At 62.7% G+C, this 1,045-nt stretch carries 1 protein-coding gene and 1 pseudogene; both read right to left on the bottom strand.

The window, feature by feature from the left end; all coding sequences use genetic code 11:
• Positions 1-3: 3 nt before the first annotated feature.
• Positions 4-777, bottom strand: a complete 774-nt coding sequence (locus tag I5W_RS21345) for a carbohydrate ABC transporter permease (protein WP_044530739.1) — start codon at positions 775-777, stop codon at positions 4-6.
• A pseudogene (locus I5W_RS21340) lies at positions 765-1,045 on the bottom strand (carbohydrate ABC transporter permease); the annotation flags it as partial. The gene I5W_RS21345 and the pseudogene I5W_RS21340, both read right to left, overlap by 13 nt.

The following is a 1,045-nucleotide window of genomic DNA, read 5'->3' as shown; positions in this document are numbered from 1 at the left end:
CGGCTACCGCCACGAAGATAGGGGCGGCAAGGCCAGCAGCACGGTCGAGGCATTGATGACGCCCCACGGCACTTCCTGCCCCAGCGAGGTAAAGGCCGAGGCCACCACCGGCAGGGTGGCGCTGTTGGAGGAGGTCAGGGCCAGTGCGATCATCAGTTCATTCCACACCAGCACGAAGCTGAAGATGATCCCGCCCAGCAGGGTGCCGGCGCAGTTGGGCAGGGCGATCTTGCAGAACACCGCGTAAGGGCCGTAACCATCCAGCGTGGCCGCTTCCTCGATCTCGCGCGGCATCCGCTGGAATACCGGGATCGAGAGCCAGGTGATGGTGGATAGCGTGGTCAGCAGGTAGGTCACGATCATCGAGAAACGGGTGTCATACAGCCCCAGGTCGACCCAGATCGCAATCAAGGGAATGGCTACTGCCACCGGTGGCAAGAAGCGCAGCGAGAGCAGGAAGAACTGGATGTCGCGCTTGCCCGGCACGTGATAGCGGGCAATCACGTAGGCCGCCGGCACGCCCATGAGCGTGCCCAGCAGCACGGCACTGCCGACGATGACGGCGCTGTTGGTCAGCCCCACCAGGACTTCCGGGCTGCCGATGACCTGGCGATAGTTTTCCAGTGTCGGCGTGAAGATAAAACGCGGGGTCGGCGTGACGATATCGAGCAGCGTCTTGAGCGAATTGAGCAGTGCCCACAGCAGCGGGAACACAGCCACCAGCACCAGCAACAGGCCCACGCCCCAGACGGCGCCGCGTGCGATCAGTCTTCCCATTGGCTCACCCGTTTCCAGATCAGGGTAAAGATCAGCGTGGTGGCCGCCATCATCAGCACCGCCATGGTGGAGGCATACGAGACCTTGCCCGACAGCCCGATGCCTTGCGCATAGGCATACATGTCCAGCGTCTCGGTGGCGACGCCGGGCCCGCCCTTGGTCATCACATAGATCAGGTCGAAGGAGCGCAGCGACTCCACCATCTTGATGAAGACCAGGCTGATGATGGGCGCCTTCAACATCGCAGGGCGATGTAGGCATACACCTG

It is taken from the genome of Herbaspirillum sp. B65, from assembly GCF_000333555.1.
GTDB lineage: Bacteria > Pseudomonadota > Gammaproteobacteria > Burkholderiales > Burkholderiaceae_D > Herbaspirillum > Herbaspirillum rubrisubalbicans.
Note: the sequence above shows the minus strand (reverse complement) of the source record. Positions and strands in the feature narration are given on the sequence as shown.

Bases quoted from the DNA above. Each gene is read 5' to 3' on its own strand.
- I5W_RS21345 (WP_044530739.1), bottom strand. From the start codon at position 777: ATGGGAAGACTGATCGCACGCGGCGCCGTCTGGGGCGTGGGCCTGTTG.